The following is a 15,251-nucleotide window of genomic DNA, read 5'->3' as shown; positions in this document are numbered from 1 at the left end:
GCGGACATGGGAAGCACCATCAGGGCGTCAGCACGGCCGCGCCGAGGATCTGGCCATTCCGCAGCATGGCCAGGACCTCGTTGGCCTGATCGAGCGGAAACGCCGTCGTCTCGGTGCGCACGCCGGCTTGCGGCGCGACCTTGAGAAAATCGAGGCCATCCTGCCGGGTCAAATTGGCGACCGAGACAAGCTGCCGCTCCTGCCACAGCAAATCATACGGAAAGCTCGGAATGTCGCTCATGTGGATGCCAGCGCAGACAACGCGACCGCCTTTGCGCACGGCACGCAACGCCGCCGGGACCAACTCGCCGGCTGGTGCGAAGATGATCGCGGCGTCAAGCGGCTCGTCGGGCATCTGGTCCGATGACCCCGCCCAGACAGCGCCGAGACGGCGTGCAAGGTCTTGTGCAGCGGCATCGCTTGCCCGCGTGAATGCATGGACGGAGCGTCCCTGCCAAACCGCGACTTGCGCAATGATGTGGCCGGCGGCGCCGAAGCCATAGAGGCCGAGCCTCTCGGCGGGGCCGGCCAGGACCAGCGAGCGCCAGCCGATCAGCCCCGCGCACAGCAGAGGCGCAATCTCCACGTCGCTGCCGGCCTCGCCGAGCGGAAAAGCGTAACGTGCGTCGGCGATAGTGTGGGTCGCGTAGCCGCCGTCACGCGTGTAGCCGGTGAACAGCGGCGCGTCACAGAGGTTTTCCATGCCCTCCCGGCAGAAGCGGCATGTTCCGCAGGTGAAGCCGAGCCAGGGAATGCCGACCCGATCACCAGGCGCATGTGTCGTCACACTCGCACCGATGAGGTCGACCCGGCCGACGATCTCGTGGCCAGGCACGATCGGATAGCGGATGCCGGGCAGCTCGGCGTCGACGAGATGAAGATCGGTCCGGCATACACCGCAGGCGCTAATCTTCACCCGGATCTGACCCTCGCCCGGCAGGGGGTCAGCCCGCTCCTCCATCTGGAGCCGCGCTCGTGGGGCCGGCAACACCATCGCACGCATGTCTGTCTCCGGGGCGAACCGCTCCGATTGAACTATCCATAGAACGACCGAGTGGCCAGTCCTTGACGTCGGTCAACGCCGGTTCGCCCGGTTGATCGGACGGAGTTTCCCCCGGTCTTGACGCGGATCAAGGGTCTCGACGACAGCCGGCCTATGATGGTGGCTCAGGAGAATTCCGATGCCCATCAAGGATGTGTTTCTGCCCCTTGTCGGCCAGCCGCGCGGGCCAGCCCTGGTTGCGATCGAGAAATGCGTTGCTGTGGCCGCCGATCTCGGCGCCAGGATCACCGCGCTTGCGCTCGAGGAAGATGTCTTCGAGCGGCCGAAAGTGATGTTGCCTGACGATCGCGCTTCCGCGCAGGCCAGCCTCGAGGCCAGCGACATGCAGCAGCTGCTGAATGCCTTCACCAATGCGGCTTCCCGCGCCAACATCCGCGCCCAGAGCCGGTCGGGCAAGGTGCCCGCGGATCAGATCGGAGCGATCCTGGCCGAGCACGCTCGCTTCAGCGACCTCACGCTGGTTCCCGTGAAGCCGCACGACAGTCGAACGGAGGCCATCATCGAAGCGTTGTTGTTCGAATCCGGACGGCCGCTTCTGCTCTGTCCCGAACATCGCGCCGACGAGCTCCGGCCCGAATTCGAGAACGTCGTGATTGCCTGGGATCATTCCGCACGGGCCGCGCGTGCGGCGGGAGATGCGTTGCCCATTCTTCAGGCTGCCACCTCGGTTCGTGTGCTGACCGTAGCGGAGGACAAGACTGACGCGGTCCTGCAATCCGGAGCGGCACTCGTCGACCATTTGCGGGAACACGGCGTCTTTGCCTCGTTCGAAACCACGAAGGGGGGTGGCAGCTCGACCGGCAAAGTACTGGGAAGCTGGGCGAATTCCCATGGTATCGATGCCATCGTGATGGGCGCCTATCATCATTCGCGCCTGAACGAGATCGTGTGGGGCGGTGTGACAAAGACCGTCATTGGCCAGCCACCGTGCTGGGTTATGATCTCGCACTAGGCCTCTTCTTCCAGCCGGATCGTCAATCATCGGAACCGCCGCCGAGGCGGTGCATTTGTTTTCATGTCGACTTATCGTCTGAACAACCTGCTGTCGCCGCGCTCGGTCGCGCTCGTCGGCGCGAGCGCGCGTCCAGCGTCGGTGGGACGCGCGGTCCTGGAGAACATTGGCAAGGGCGGATTCAAGGGGAGGTTTGGCCTCGTCAATCCACGTCATGCCGAGATCGGCGGCATCGCGGCGGTGAAGAGCCTGGACAGGCTGGACTTCGTGCCCGAGCTCGTCGTCATCACCGCGCCCGCGGGTGAGATACCAGGCATCGTCGACCAGGCCGGGCGCCGCGGGTCTGCGGGGGCGCTGATCGTCTCGGCGGGTCTCGGCCAGGGACCGGGATCGCTGCACGAGGCGACCAGCGCTGCCGCGCGCAAACACGGAATGCGGCTGATCGGACCGAACTGCCTCGGCATCATGATGCCGGGCGTCAGCCTGAATGCCAGTTTCGCCGCGCACATGCCGCGGGCCGGCAACCTCGCGCTGATCTCGCAATCGGGCGCCATTGCCGCCGGCATGGTGGATTGGGCCGCGCAGCGCGGCGTCGGCTTCTCCGGCGTCGTCTCGATCGGCGATCAGATCGACGTCGACATTGCCGATCTGCTCGATCATTTCGCGATGGATCACAAGACCCGCGCGATCCTGCTCTACATCGAGGCGATCAAGGACGCGCGCAAATTCATGTCGGCGGCGCGCGCGGCCGCACGCGTGAAGCCGGTCGTCGTGGTGAAGTCCGGCCGGATGGCTCAGGGTGCGAAGGCCGCCGCCACGCATACCGGGGCGCTCGCCGGTGCCGACGCCGTCTATGATGCGGCGTTCCGCCGCGCGGGTGTGCTGCGGGTGTCCGATCTGCGCGAGTTGTTCGATTGTGCCGAGACACTCGGCCGCGTCGAATCGCCGACCGGGAAGCGTCTCGCCATCCTGACCAATGGTGGCGGCATCGGGGTCCTTGCGGTCGATCGATTGGTCGAGCTCGGAGGTATTCCGGCAACCATCTCGACCGATACGCGCAGGAAGCTCGATGCGGCGCTGCCGCCGACCTGGTCGGGTGCAAACCCCGTCGACATCGTGGGCGACGCCGACGCCTCGCGCTACGCGGCGGCGCTGGAGGAACTGCTGGCCGACCGCGACAACGACGCAGTTCTCGTCCTCAACGTGCAGACGGCAATCGCATCGGCCGCCGAGATCGCCAAGACCGTGACGGAGCTCGTGGCTAAGTATCGCGAGCAGCACCGCCGATGGGCAAAGCCCGTGCTGGCGGCCTGGGTCGGCGCCGATCAGCACATCGTCCAGGCACTCTCGAGCGCCGGCGTGCCGAACTATCCGACCGAGGACGATGCCGTGCGCGGCTTCATGCATCTGGTCCGGCACCGCGAAGTGGTGGAGGAGCTGAGCCAGGTCCCTCCCGCGATGCCCGATACGTTCGTTCCGGATGCCAGGGGGGCAAGAGAGATCGTCACGGCCGCGATCGCGGACGGCCGCCAGTGGCTCGAGCCTGTCGAGATCAAGCACCTGCTCGAAGCCTACGACATCGCGATGGTGCCGACCTATGCGGCAGCCGATGTCGAGCGGGCGGTGACCTATGCAAAGGACATCTTCGCGCAAGGTGGCACCGTCGTCCTGAAGATCCTGTCGCGGGACATCACCCACAAATCCGACGTCGGCGGCGTCGTGCTCAATCTGACGACCCCGGAGGCCGTGCGTGCGGCGGCCACGGACATTCTTGCGCGAGCCAGAAAGCTGCGGCCCGAGGCCCGCATCGGCGGCGTCATCGTCCAGGCGATGGTCGTCAAGGCAAAGGCGCGTGAGCTGATCCTTGGTCTCGCCGACGATCCGACCTTCGGCACGGTGGTCGTTTTCGGCCGCGGCGGCACGGCGGTGGAGATCATCAACGACAAGGCGCTGGCGCTGCCGCCGCTCGACCTGCAACTGGCTCGCGATCTGATCGACCGCACGCGTGTGTCGCGGCTGCTAAAGGCCTATCGCGACGTGCCGGCGGTCAAGCAGGATGCCGTCGCCATGGTGCTGGTCAAGCTGGCGCAGATGGCGGCCGACATTCCCGAGATCCGCGAATTCGACATCAATCCGTTGCTGGCGGACGAAACCGGCGTGACCGCGGTAGATGCGCGCGTCGCGGTCGCGCCGCCGCAGCGGAAGTTCGCCGGCTCTGGCCCTGCCAATTTCGCCGTTCGCGCCTATCCGTCGCAATGGGAGCGGCGCCTCAAGCTCAAGGACGATTGGCGCATCTTGGTCCGGCCCCTGCGTCCCGAGGACGAGCCGACCATCCACGAATTCCTGCGTCACGTCACGGCGCACGACCTTCGCCTGCGCTTCTTCGCCCCGATGAAGGAGTTCACCCACGAATTCATCGCACGCCTGACCCAGCTCGACTATGCGCGTGCGATGGCCTTCATCGCGTTCGACGAGGCCACCGGCGAAATGGTCGGCGTGGTCCGGCTCCATTCCGACTCGATCTACGAGACCGGCGAATACGCGATCCTGCTGCGATCCGACCTCAAGGGCAGGGGGCTCGGCTGGGCCCTGATGCAGCTGATCATCGACTACGCGCGGTCGGAGGGCTTGAAGACCATATCGGGCGACGTGCTGCAGGAGAACACCGTGATGCTCGACATGTGCCGGCAGCTCGGCTTCGAGGTCAAGCCGGACCCGGCCGAGCCTGAAATCTGCGACGTCAGGCTGAAGCTCTGAGCGCGTCAGCTACGATTGCGCTTCGGCCGAACTTGCGTCGTTTGGCGTCCTGGCCGTCGTCCGCAGAGTCTTGATGATGACCGCGATCAGCGGCAGCAGCACCGGCACGATGGTGCTGAGCGGATGATGCACCGCGCCTGACACCTGGGCCTGGAGCGCTCGTGCCTCGAGCTGGAGGGCTTCGATGGACGTGTCATGAATTTCGCTGGCGAGCTCGATGTCGCGTCCCGACGGGGCGCGGCCAGCGATCAGGAAGAGAGCGGCCGCGATGACGAAATTGACGGCGCCGAGGATGGCGGCCGCGGCAATCGCGCTCCAGATCTGCACCAGCGCGAAATAGGCGGACAGCTCCAGCATCAGGAGCCCGAACGCGGCGATCAGCGCCGCGAAGGCGCGCAGGCCGAGGCCGATCAGCAAATGGCGCAGCCTGATGTCCGCGATGATCCTGTCGGTGCGCCACAGCACGCGCAGATGTTTGATGACATTCTCGGTATTCACCTAGTGTCTCCTCAGCATGAAGCCGACGACCACGCCCAGCGCGAAAGCGGAGGCGAGCGAGGTGATCGGGCGCTCCGCAACGAGGCCCTGGAGCTGCTCCCCCTCTTGTTCGACGGTCTCGCCGAGCTCGGCGAGCGCGGCCCTGATCTGATCGGCGAGCGCTTCGGTGCGAGCTTTCGAGCTCTCGAACATCTCCTCGCCGGCGGTGCTCAACAGGCGCGTGACGTCGACCTTCAGCGCCCGTAATTCCTCGCTCATCCTGTCACTGTCGAACATGGATTGGTGTCCTCATTGCATCCGAGCGAGCCTAAGACCCGCCCGCGCGATCGCGCTTGATTTGCGTCAAGAGGCGGAGCCCGTTCGGGGTCTTGAGACAGGTCAATCCGGCCGCCACATGCCGGCCTAGAAATGCCGGCTGAATGGGGACCAATTGTCCCGACGAGGTGGAAAGCGTGAACCACGAACCGCTGCTGCACGCGACGCCGTCCGGCGACGTGCTGAAATTGCGCCCCGAGGGGCCATGGACCGCCGCGAACGTGGTGACGCTCGAGACGCTGTCGCGGTCGGTCGGGGCCGACGTCGATCGCTCGCGCGTCGTAACGCTGGACATGTCGGGGATCAGCGCGCTCGATACGCTCGGCGCCTGGGTCCTGGAGAAGCTGTCGCGCAGGGCCGCATCGTCAGGCAGGTTGGCCGAGTTCGTCGGCGTCGCCGATCATTTCAGCGGGCTGATGGACGAGGTGCGCCAGGTCAACCGTCGCACGCCGGCTCCAAGCGCTGCGCCCAATCCGGTTCTGGCGAGGCTGGGCGAACTCGGCAAGTCCACGGTCGGGGCGCGGGAAGACATCACGATCTTCCTTCAGATGCTCGGCGCCTTGTTCATGGCCGTCGTCGGCGTGCTGCGCCGGCCGCGTTCGCTGCGGCTGACCTCGCTGGTGTATCAGCTCTATCGCATCGGCTGGCAGGCGATCCCCATCGTCACGCTGATCACCTTCCTGATCGGCGCCATTATCGCGCAGCAGGGCTTCTTCCACTTCCGCAGATTCGGCGCGGAGTCGTATACGGTCGACATGGTCGGCATCCTGGTGCTGCGCGAGCTCGGCGTGCTGATCGTCGCCATCATGGTCGCCGGCAGGTCAGGCAGCGCCTACACAGCAGAGCTCGGCTCGATGAAGATGCGCGAGGAGATCGACGCACTCTCGACCATGGGGCTCGATCCCATCGACGTCCTGATCCTGCCGCGCGTCGCGGCCCTGGTCATTGCGCTGCCCATCCTGACCTTCATCGGATCGATTGCTGCGCTCTATGGCGGCGGGCTGGTCGCGCAATTCTACGGCGACATGGGGCCGGCGATCTACATCGCGCGGCTGCACGAGGCCGTTTCCGTCGCGCATTTCGAGGTGGGCATCCTGAAGGCGCCGTTCATGGCGCTGGTGATCGGGATCGTGGCCTGCAGCGAGGGATTGCGCGTCAAGGGCAGCGCGGAGTCGCTGGGGCGGCAGACCACGACGTCGGTGGTGAAATCGATCTTCCTGGTGATCGTGCTCGACGGCCTGTTCGCTATCTTCTTTGCCTCGATCGGAATGTGACGATGGAAGAATCGCAAGATCAGTTCGCGATCCGCGTCCGCGATCTCGTGGTCGGCTTCGGTCGTCAGACCGTGCTCGACCATCTGTCGCTCGACGTCCGCCGCGGCGAGATTCTCGGGCTGGTGGGCGCATCCGGCGGCGGCAAGTCGGTCTTGATGCGGACCATCATCGGCCTCATCCCGCGCCGGAGCGGGACCATCGAGGTCATGGGACAACCCACCGGCGGCCACGGCCGAGGCGCGGCGATGGCCTGGGGCATCCTGTTCCAGCAGGGCGCGCTGTTCTCCTCGCTGACGGTGCGTCAGAACGTCCAGTTTCCCTTGCGCGAAAATCTCGTCCTGTCGCAGGAGCTGATGGACGAGATCGCGATCGCCAAGCTCGAAATGGTCGGTCTGCGTGCCGAGGACGCCGACAAATATCCGGCGGAGCTGTCCGGCGGCATGACCAAGCGCGTGGCGCTGGCGCGCGCGCTCGCACTCGATCCGCCGATCCTGTTCCTGGACGAGCCGACCTCGGGCCTCGACCCGATCGCCGCCGGCGAGTTCGACGCGCTGATCAAGACGCTGCAAAAGACCCTGGAGCTCACCGTGTTCATGGTGACCCATGACCTCGCGAGCCTGACCACGGTCTGCGACCGCGTCGCCGCGCTCGCCGACGGCAAGATCGTGGCGATCGGCCCGATGCGCGAATTGCTGCAATCCGAGCATCCCTGGGTGCGCGCCTATTTCCACGGCAAGCGCTCGCAGATGCTGCAACACGAGATGAGATGAGAGATGGAAACCCGCGCTCCCTATGTGCTGATCGGCAGTTTCGTGCTGGCCTCGATCGTCGCGGTGTTCGGCTTCGTCTATTGGCTGAACAACACTGGCGGCATCGGTCCGCGCACGAACTATCACGTGCAATTCCAGGGGCCGGTGCCCGGCCTCCTGGTCGGCGCCGGCGTGCTGTTCAACGGCATTCGGGTCGGGGAGGTCACCCAGCTCGGGCTCGCGCCCGATAACCCGCGCTTCGTCAATGCCACGATCTCGGTTGCAACGGCGACGCCGGTGCGTGCCGACACCAAGGTCGGGCTCGAATTCCAGGGCCTGACCGGCGTTCCCGTGGTGACGTTGGAGGGCGGCGTGATCGTCGCCAGGTCCGGCGAGCTGCCGACCTTGATCGCGGAGGCCGGAGCCGGCCAGAGCATGACGCAAGCGGCGCGGGATGCGCTGCGGCGGGTCGACACGGTGCTTCAGGACAATTCCGGCCCGCTGAAGGACACCATCGCCAATTTCAAGACCTTCTCCGACGGCCTCGCGCGCAACACCGGCAAGATCGACGGCATCCTGGCGGGCCTCGACAAGATGACCGGAGGCGGCACGCCCGCGCAGAAGGTCACCTACGACCTGCGCACGCCGCAGAATCTCGGGCCAGCCGGCAAGACGCTGTCCGCCTCACTGGCAATTCCCGAGCCGACGGCGGTGGCGATGCTGCAGACCCAGCGCATGCTGTTCGCGCCCAGCGGGGACAGGCCGGGCTTTGCGGACTTCCTCTGGGCTGACAGCATTCCGAAGCTGGTGCAGGCACGCCTGATCGACAGTTTCGAGAACTACGACATCGCCCACGCCCCGCTGCGCACGACGGATCTCGGGCCGGCGGATTACCAGCTCCTGATCGACATCCGGCGCTTTCGGATCGCGACGGATGGGGAGGCTCGGGCCGAGATCGGATTGTCGGCGCGGATCGTCGACAAGAACGGCAAGGTGATCGCATCGCGGCTCATCGAGACCAGCGAAAAGCTCGACAAGGTCGATCCGGCCGCTTCAGTCGCCGCATTCGATGCGGCCTTCGCACGCATCGCGAAGGAACTGATCGGGTGGACCGTGAAGGCGGTGTGAGGCCGACTATTCCAGCGTCTTCAGGTAGGACAGCAGGTCGTGGATCTGGTCCGGGCTGAGCTCGAAGGTCGGCATGTCGGAATGTCCGGTGGAGATCCCCTCGGCCAGCGCTTCGCCAAGGCTGTTGATCGGATAGCGCCGATGCAGGTTGCGTAGCGGAGGTGCGATCTCGAGTGGGCTCTTGGAGGCACGGTCGATCGCGTGACAGCGTGCGCAATTGGCTCGGGCAAAAGCCTTGCCGCGTTGTTCGGCGGTCGGGGCCGCTAGCGCAGGCGTGATCAGAAGCAGCCCAATCAGGCCGTGGCGCAGTGCGCTTTGCAGCATGGAAACATGATCCCGTCGAACCGTGGAAGCAGAATATGACGGCGATGCCGCTCAAATTTGATCTGGGTCAATCGGCTGCGGCTCGGTGCAGTAAAATGCAGCCGCGCGGTGGACTCGGCCTGACGTCGGGAGCGGCCGATGCGGGGGAGCGGTGGATGAAGCCTTCCGTGGTCACGAGTGAGCCGAACGGGCATTTTTGCGACGATTGTGCCGTGCGCGGAGCGGCGGTCTGCTCGTCGCTCGATGCAGCCGAACTCCGGGAGTTCGAGCATCTCGGCCGCCGCGTCCATTTTGATTCGGGCGAGACCGTGTTTTCCGAGGAGGACATCACGACCTCGTTCTACAACGTCCTCGAAGGCGTCATGCGGCTTTACAAGCTGCTGCCCGACGGCCGGCGGCAAATCGTCGGCTTTGCCTTGCCCGGTGATTTCCTGGGGATGAATCTGTCCGGCCGGCACAATTTTTCGGCCGATGCGATCGGCGGGGTGAACGTGTGCCAATTCCCAAAAGGGCCATTCGGCCGCTTCACCGAAGAGCGGCCGCAATTGCTCAGGCGCATCAACGAGCTGGCCATTCGCGAGTTGAGTCAGGCGCGCGACCATATGGTTCTGCTCGGCCGCCGCTCGGCCGACGAGAAGGTCGCGACTTTTTTGCTCGGCTGGCGTGAGCGGCTGGTCGCGCTCAAGGGTCCGTCCGACATCGTCGCGCTTCCGATGAGCCGCCAGGACATTGCCGATTATCTCGGCCTGACCATCGAGACCGTCAGCCGCACCTTTACCAAGCTGGAGCGTCTCGGCTTGATCGAGATCATTCACGGCGGCATCAGCCTGCTCGATCCCGCTCGCGTCGAGGCCATCGCCGCAGCCTGACCTCCTGTCCGCGACGCTCGCGGCAATTTGATCCCGATCAATGACGGCGGCCATGCCCCGCAAAATAATGCCGGAGACAAATCCGGGAGGGGATGATGCCTGCTGACGCGTTGCTGGTGACCGTTATCGTCGTCGCGATCTTCGTCGCGTTCGCCGTAGCTTTGGCTTGGGCCGACCGGCAAACCGGCGCGGGCCGGCTCGATCCGGATTCCAGGCTCTGAAGCTTCTTCAGGTCTAGGTCCGAGTCCAGCGCGCCAGGGCCGATACTTGCCCAGGCGGCCGCTGGCCCTCGGCAGCGTCTCGACGCAATCGCGGTTTGCGTAATCCGCAACTCTGCGTCGAAGAAGACGCATCGCCGCAGCTTTCGGCTGCTGACTTCCGACGTTACTTGGCCTTTTCGTGGCATTTGGCTCAAATCGAGCGCGTGCTTTCCGGTTGAAATGCCTGGTAACGTTGACTACGCAGGAACTCGATGCCTCGTAGTCTTAGGAGCTCCGGCGTGCCTCAGGACAAGACCGGCGACCCCCGACAACAGGCGGGCAACAAACTATCGGTCCTGCGCAAGCACCCGATCTTCGCGGATCTGGAGCCGGAGGCGCTCGATCAGCTTTGCCGCTACGCCAAGCACACCAACGTCAAGCGAGGCGCGACGATCGCCGCCAAGGGCGATCCCGGCAACAATCTGTTCGCGGTGATTTCTGGCACGGTGAAGATTTCCTCCTCCTCGCCTGACGGACGGAACGCGATCCTCAATCTGATCGGTCCGGGAGAGATCTTTGGCGAGATCGCCGTGCTCGACGGCGCGCCCAGGTCGGCGGATGCGACCGCCAATACCAATTGCGAGCTCTACGTCATCGATCGCCGGGACTTCCTGCCGTTCGTGAAGAGCCAGCCGGCGCTGGCGATGAAATTCATCGAGCTGCTGTGCGCGCGTCTGCGCTGGACCAGTCAGCAGGTCGAGCAGGTGATCCTGCAGAATTTGCCGGGCCGGCTTGCCAGTGCGCTGCTAGGTCTCACCGAAGAGCGCAAGCTCGATTCCGGCAGCGGCACGCTCGCCATCACGCAGCAGGAGATCAGCGAGATGGTCGGGATGACGCGCGAGAGCATCAACAAGCAATTGCGCGCCTGGGCCGGCCGCAACTGGGTCCGCCTCGAGCATGGCGCCATCGTCGTGCTGGATACCGACGCGCTGCGCGAGCTCGCCGAGAGCGGCCTCGACGGCGAGTGATCCCTCGGGCCTAAATGTCGATGATGGCGACCGGGCAGGTCCAGCCCTCGGAGGCCCGGGCCAGCGACGTCGAGCCAGCCCGCCGTACCCACCATAGTGCGAATTGCGCCAGAAATCGATCGATGCAAGTCTTGCATCGATCGATGCCGGATTTGGCTTGGACAGAGAATGCCGCCCGCCCTAGGGACGACATTGGCGCTTGACTTCACACCTGAAGCGGAGCGACCCAAGGCGGCCTGCAGCCGGGCCGACAACGATATAATTAATTCATCAACCCAGGAGGAAAGCCCAAATGAAGACGCTCACCGGTATCATCACAGCCGTTGCACTGGCGGTCTCAGCACCCCTGGCCACCGCGCGCGATTTCCGCTCCGCCGACGTTCACCCCGCCGATTATCCGACCGTCGAGGCGGTCAAGTTCATGGGCCAGCAGCTCGCGGCGGCGAGCGGCGGCAAGCTCGGCGTGAAGGTGTTTCCGAACGGCGCCCTGGGCTCGGAGAAGGACACGATCGAGCAACTCAAGATCGGCGCGCTCGACATGATGCGGATCAACGCATCGCCGCTGAACAATTTCGTGCCCGAGACCATCGCCTTGTGCCTGCCCTTCGTCTTCCGGGATACGCAGCACATGCGCACCGTGCTCGACGGTCCGATCGGCGATGAGATCCTGGCAGCCATGGAGCCCGCGGGTCTGGTCGGCCTTGCCTATTACGACAGCGGCGCGCGCTCGATCTACACCGTCAAGGGGCCGGTCAAATCGCTGGCCGACCTGAAGGGCCTGAAGATCCGTGTCCAGCAATCCGACCTGTGGGTCGGCATGATCCAGAGCCTCGGGGCCAACCCGACGCCGATGCCCTATGGCGAGGTCTATACCGCGCTCAAGACCGGCCTCGTGGACGCCGCCGAGAACAACTGGCCGTCCTACGAATCCTCCCGTCACTTCGAAGCCGCCAAGTTCTACAACATCACCGAGCACTCCCTCGCGCCCGAAGTTCTCGTGATCTCGAAAAAGGTCTGGGACACGCTGAGCAAGGAGGACCAGGCGATGGTCCGCAAGGCCGCCAAGGAATCGGTGCCCGTGATGCGCAAGCTCTGGGACGCGCGCGAGCAGGCCGCCCGCAAGACCGTCGAGGCCGCCGGCGTCCAGGTGATCACGATCGGCAACAAGGCGGAGTTCGTCGATGCGATGAAGCCGGTCTACCAGAAGTTCGCCGGCGACGAGAAGCTGCAGAGCCTCGTCAAGCGCATCCAGGACACGAAGTAAGACAAGTCAGGGGATCGGGTCCGGCGTCGCCGCGAGGCGGCACCGGACCCCCGGAAGGAGGCGCGGGATGACAGACCCACACGTCGCAAGTCACGAGCAGGGGGCCGTAGCGGCACGCCCGTCCACCGGCTTGCTGTCGCGGATCAATGCCCCCATCGCGCGCCTTGGCATGTACCTGTCGGTGACCGGCCTGCTCGTCATCGTCGCCATCGTCTTCTACCAGGTGTTCGGACGTTACGTGCTCAACTCCAGCCCGACCTGGACCGAGAATTTGGCACTGGTCCTGATCCTCTACGTCACGCTGATCGGCGCCGCCGTCGGCGTACGCGATGCCGGGCATATCGGCATGGACAGCCTGCTGGTCATGCTCTCGGATCACGTACGGGAGAAGATCGAGATCGTGATCCACGTTCTGGTCGCCGTGTTCGGCCTTGCCATGGCCTATAACGGCTGGATCCTCGGTGCGTCGGTCGGCACCGTGAAGATCCCCAATCTCGGTCTGCCCGAGGTGATCCGCTATGTGCCGCTGATCGCCTCCGGCATCCTGATCGTCTCATTTTCCATCGAGCACATCATTGCGCTCCTGCGCGGCGAAGAGGTCGTCCCGTCATGGAACTGATCATCCTCGGCGCCACCTTCTTCGGCTTCCTCATCCTCGGCGTGCCGGTCGCCTTCGCGATCGGCCTGTCGGCCATCTGCACCATCCTCTACGAGGGGCTGCCGGTCGCCGTCATCTTCCAGCAGATGATGTCGGGGATGAACATCTTCTCCTTCCTCGCCATTCCGTTCTTCGTCTTCAGCGGTGAGCTGATGCTGCACGGCGGCGTTGCCGACAAGATCGTGCAGCTCGCCAAGAACCTCGTCGGGCACATCCGCGGCGGTCTCGGCATGTCGAACGTGGTCGCCTGCACGCTGTTCGGCGGCGTCTCGGGCTCCCCCGTGGCCGACGTGTCGGCGATGGGCGCGGTGATGATCCCGATGATGAAGAAGGAAGGCTTCGACACCGACTACGCCGTCAACGTCACCACCCACGCCTCGCTCGTGGGCGCCTTGATGCCGACCAGCCACAACATGATCATCTATGCCCTGGCGGCTGGCGGCAAAGTCTCGATCGGCGCGCTGATCGCCGCCGGTCTCCTGCCGGCGCTGGTGCTGATGGTCTGCATGCTGGTCGCCGCCTACGCGGTCGCGGTGAGGCGCGGCTATCCGGCCGGCAAGTTCCCGGGCTGGGCCGAGGTCGTCCGCTCGCTGGCGGCTGCGCTGCCGGGGCTCTTGATCGTCGGCATCATCCTGGCCGGGATCCTGTCCGGCGTCTTCACGGCAACCGAATCGGCGGCCATCGCCGTCACCTACACGATCCTGCTGACCTTCTTCATCTACCGCACCATGACCTGGGGCAACTTCCTGCGCGCCGCCGCCAAGGCGGTGAAGACGACGGGAGTGGTGCTGCTGCTGATCGGCGTCTCCACCATGTTCCAGTACCTGATGGGACTTTACGAGGTGGCGGATCTCGCCGGCGCGATGATGAGCAAGGTGTCGACGCAGCCCTGGGTGATCTTCCTGCTCATCAACGTCATCCTGTTCGTGCTCGGCACGTTCATGGACATGGCGGCGACCATCCTGATCTGCACCCCGATCTTCCTGCCGATCGCTATGAAGGCGGGCATGGACCCGGTGCAGTTCGGCATGCTGATGCTGATCAATTGCGCGCTCGGGCTCAACACGCCGCCGGTCGGCACCACGCAATTCGTCGGCTGCGCCATCGGCGGCATCTCGGTCGGCGCGGTGATGCGCACCATCCTGCCGTTCTATGCCGCGCTCATCGCAGCACTGATGTTCGTGACCTACGTCCCTGCATTCTCGCTGTGGCTGCCGCGCCTCTTGATGGGCTACAAGGGCTAGCCGCACCAGGGAGACATTGTCAGTGACGGACTATCGCAAGCTCTTCGATCTCACCGGCAAGACCGCGCTCGTTCTCGGCGCCGCATCCGGCATCGGCAAGTCGTCGGCCGAAGCGCTTGCGGATCTCGGTGCCCGCGTCGTCTGCGCCGATCGCGCGCTCGACGCAGCGGAGGCGACCGCCGCCGGCATTCGCGACAAGGGCGGCTGGGCGGCGGCGGCGGCTTGCAACGCCGCGAGCGCCGCGGACGTCGACGCACTCGCGAAAACCGCGATGCAGAAATTTCCGCGGCTCGACATCGCCGTGACGACGCCGGGGCTCAACATCCGCAAGACCATCCTCGACTACACCGAGGAGGATCTCGACCGCGTTCTCAACCTCAACGTCAAGGGCACGGTCTTTTTCTTCCAGGCCTTCGGCCGCATCATGGTCGCGCAGAAGGGTGGCAGCATCATCGCCTGCTCCTCGGTCCGCGCGGTGACCATCGAGCCGGGCCTCGGCGTCTACGGCTCCACCAAGGCGGCGATCGGCCTCCTGGTGAAGGGCTTTGCCTCCGAGGTCGGGCACGCCGGCGTGCGCGTCAACGCGATCGCCCCGAGCATCGCCGAGACCGCGCTGACCGGCCCGTTCAAGCAGCGCCCGGACATCTACAATCTCTACGCCGGCCACACCGTGTTCAACCGCTGGAGCAGCGCCGACGAGGTCGCGACCGCCGTCGCCTATCTCGCCTCGGACGCCGCGAGCTATGTCAGCGGCAGCACGCTGTTCGTCGACGGCGGCTGGACCGCTGTCGACGGTCCGCCGACCGGTCTCACCCAGTTGCACAAGTAGGTCAGCCGCAGCTCGGGTTGTACGTAGCGCGGCCAACTGGCTGGGCTTCCTTCGCAACCGCAGCAGGAAGCTCCGGCGCGCGCCTTGATCAAATCGCAT

At 65.1% G+C, this 15,251-nt stretch carries 16 protein-coding genes; 12 read left to right on the top strand and 4 right to left on the bottom strand.

Features of this window, described 5'->3' with window-relative positions; translation table 11 throughout:
- Positions 1-19 precede the first annotated feature (19 nt).
- Positions 20-1,003 carry a zinc-dependent alcohol dehydrogenase family protein gene (locus DCG74_RS31095; protein ID WP_172785421.1) on the bottom strand — a complete coding sequence of 328 codons (984 nt, stop codon included), beginning with the start codon at positions 1,001-1,003 and terminating at the stop codon, positions 20-22.
- 178 nt (positions 1,004-1,181) lie between these two features.
- Between DCG74_RS31095 and DCG74_RS31090 the strand changes: the two genes are divergently transcribed.
- Both DCG74_RS31090 and DCG74_RS31085 read left to right on the top strand, forming a co-directional pair.
- Positions 1,182-2,015, top strand: a complete 834-nt coding sequence (locus tag DCG74_RS31090; protein WP_172785420.1) for a universal stress protein — start codon at positions 1,182-1,184, stop codon at positions 2,013-2,015.
- A 63-nt stretch (positions 2,016-2,078) separates the two neighbouring features.
- On the top strand, positions 2,079-4,772 hold the full coding sequence (locus DCG74_RS31085) for a bifunctional acetate--CoA ligase family protein/GNAT family N-acetyltransferase (RefSeq protein ID WP_172785419.1): 2,694 nt from the start codon (positions 2,079-2,081) through the stop codon (positions 4,770-4,772).
- Positions 4,773-4,781: 9 nt separating this feature from the next.
- Here the strand turns inward: DCG74_RS31085 and DCG74_RS31080 are convergent, their stop codons facing one another.
- Both DCG74_RS31080 and DCG74_RS31075 read right to left on the bottom strand, forming a co-directional pair.
- Positions 4,782-5,270, bottom strand: a complete 489-nt coding sequence (locus tag DCG74_RS31080) for a phage holin family protein (protein WP_172785418.1) — start codon at positions 5,268-5,270, stop codon at positions 4,782-4,784.
- Positions 5,271-5,546 carry a hypothetical protein gene (locus DCG74_RS31075; protein WP_172785417.1) on the bottom strand — a complete coding sequence of 92 codons (276 nt, stop codon included), beginning with the start codon at positions 5,544-5,546 and terminating at the stop codon, positions 5,271-5,273.
- A 176-nt stretch (positions 5,547-5,722) separates the two neighbouring features.
- On the opposite strand from DCG74_RS31075, the gene DCG74_RS31070 reads away from it, so the two are divergent.
- From DCG74_RS31070 to DCG74_RS31060, 3 genes are read left to right on the top strand one after another with little or no spacing between them, the layout of a single operon-like run.
- Complete coding sequence (locus DCG74_RS31070; RefSeq protein WP_172785416.1) at positions 5,723-6,859, top strand: ABC transporter permease; 1,137 nt, start codon at positions 5,723-5,725, stop codon at positions 6,857-6,859.
- A 2-nt stretch (positions 6,860-6,861) separates the two neighbouring features.
- The gene (locus tag DCG74_RS31065; protein ID WP_172785415.1) at positions 6,862-7,629 is read left to right on the top strand and encodes an ABC transporter ATP-binding protein; all 768 of its coding nucleotides are present in this window, start codon (positions 6,862-6,864) and stop codon (positions 7,627-7,629) included.
- Between the two features lie 3 nt (positions 7,630-7,632).
- On the top strand, positions 7,633-8,736 hold the full coding sequence (locus DCG74_RS31060; RefSeq protein WP_172785414.1) for an ABC-type transport auxiliary lipoprotein family protein: 1,104 nt from the start codon (positions 7,633-7,635) through the stop codon (positions 8,734-8,736).
- Positions 8,737-8,742: 6 nt separating this feature from the next.
- Here the strand turns inward: DCG74_RS31060 and DCG74_RS31055 are convergent, their stop codons facing one another.
- Positions 8,743-9,060: a cytochrome c gene (locus tag DCG74_RS31055; RefSeq protein ID WP_172785413.1), complete on the bottom strand. Its 318-nt coding sequence runs from the start codon at positions 9,058-9,060 to the stop codon at positions 8,743-8,745.
- 155 nt (positions 9,061-9,215) lie between these two features.
- Here DCG74_RS31055 and DCG74_RS31050 point away from each other — a divergent pair, with 155 nt between their 5' ends.
- The 7 genes from DCG74_RS31050 to DCG74_RS31020 all read left to right on the top strand — a co-directional run bounded on the left by DCG74_RS31050 (position 9,216) and on the right by DCG74_RS31020 (position 15,152).
- Entirely contained in the window at positions 9,216-9,929 is a 714-nt protein-coding gene (locus DCG74_RS31050) for a helix-turn-helix domain-containing protein (protein WP_172785412.1), read from the top strand.
- 92 nt (positions 9,930-10,021) lie between these two features.
- Positions 10,022-10,150 carry a hypothetical protein gene (locus DCG74_RS31045; protein WP_257187611.1) on the top strand — a complete coding sequence of 43 codons (129 nt, stop codon included), beginning with the start codon at positions 10,022-10,024 and terminating at the stop codon, positions 10,148-10,150.
- A gap of 278 nt (positions 10,151-10,428) precedes the next feature.
- Positions 10,429-11,157 carry a Crp/Fnr family transcriptional regulator gene (locus tag DCG74_RS31040; protein ID WP_172785411.1) on the top strand — a complete coding sequence of 243 codons (729 nt, stop codon included), beginning with the start codon at positions 10,429-10,431 and terminating at the stop codon, positions 11,155-11,157.
- Between the two features lie 292 nt (positions 11,158-11,449).
- Positions 11,450-12,421 (top strand): TRAP transporter substrate-binding protein, encoded by a 972-nt coding sequence (locus tag DCG74_RS31035; protein WP_172785410.1) that lies wholly within the window; start codon positions 11,450-11,452, stop codon positions 12,419-12,421.
- A gap of 67 nt (positions 12,422-12,488) precedes the next feature.
- Positions 12,489-13,040, top strand: a complete 552-nt coding sequence (locus DCG74_RS31030; protein WP_172785409.1) for a TRAP transporter small permease — start codon at positions 12,489-12,491, stop codon at positions 13,038-13,040.
- Positions 13,031-14,323 carry a TRAP transporter large permease gene (locus DCG74_RS31025; protein WP_172785408.1) on the top strand — a complete coding sequence of 431 codons (1,293 nt, stop codon included), beginning with the start codon at positions 13,031-13,033 and terminating at the stop codon, positions 14,321-14,323. Before DCG74_RS31030 ends, DCG74_RS31025 begins: the two co-directional genes overlap by 10 nt.
- 22 nt (positions 14,324-14,345) lie before the next feature.
- The gene (locus DCG74_RS31020; RefSeq protein WP_172785407.1) at positions 14,346-15,152 is read left to right on the top strand and encodes an SDR family NAD(P)-dependent oxidoreductase; all 807 of its coding nucleotides are present in this window, start codon (positions 14,346-14,348) and stop codon (positions 15,150-15,152) included.
- Positions 15,153-15,251: the final 99 nt, after the last annotated feature.

This window comes from Bradyrhizobium sp. WBAH42, from assembly GCF_024585265.1.
Classification (GTDB): Bacteria; Pseudomonadota; Alphaproteobacteria; order Rhizobiales; family Xanthobacteraceae; genus Bradyrhizobium.
This window is presented reverse-complemented; position numbering and strand designations above follow the sequence as displayed.